Annotated in this window: 1 protein-coding gene; it reads right to left on the bottom strand. The window is 40.4% G+C overall.

What is annotated here, in order from left to right; all coding sequences use genetic code 11:
- Window positions 1-203 precede the first annotated feature (203 nt).
- Window positions 204-500 carry a hypothetical protein gene (locus tag BCT11_RS03910; RefSeq protein ID WP_048663413.1) on the bottom strand — a complete coding sequence of 99 codons (297 nt, stop codon included), beginning with the start codon at window positions 498-500 and terminating at the stop codon, window positions 204-206.
- Between the last annotated feature and the right edge of the window lie 39 nt (window positions 501-539).

Genomic DNA, 539 nt, shown 5'->3' on the forward strand with positions numbered 1-539 from the left:
AAACTGAAAGGTGTAAAGACGAGCGCAAAAACAGATAAACACCAAAACTTATGACCTTTGATGTCAAACCCGTACTAACGCCCTGTTAAGGGGTGAGCAACGCAATACCGAAGTCGCCGCATACCCCCTAAACACTGAAACCAACGCATAGTGAAAATGCCACGCGTTGCGAATCCCTCTTGAACAGTTTGTTATGTGCGTACCTAAAAGTACGTTGACAGAATGTCCACTTCCATATCGAGAAAACCCGGATAGTAAAAATTATACCCTTCCGAGATAAGATCATTTACGAAAAAATTAAAGCGCTTTAGAGCCATACAATATGACTGCATTGCATCTACCCCATAAATATACTCATCAATGCCCAATGCCAGTACACTAAATTTACAACGATAATCACCCGCTTCCATAGTTGGATCTGGCTCAGGCAAACCTAATTCAATAATCAAATGTAATACTTCATCATTCGATTTCTTCACTACATATTCACTGCTTATCATAACTAACCCTCATAGCACATAACGCCTTGCTAAGGTGTG

This window comes from Vibrio sp. 10N.222.52.B12 (assembly GCF_002875385.1).
GTDB lineage: Bacteria > Pseudomonadota > Gammaproteobacteria > Enterobacterales > Vibrionaceae > Vibrio > Vibrio jasicida.

Bases quoted from the DNA above. Each gene is read 5' to 3' on its own strand.
- BCT11_RS03910 (WP_048663413.1), bottom strand. From the start codon at position 500: ATGATAAGCAGTGAATATGTAGTGAAGAAATCGAATGATGAAGTATTA.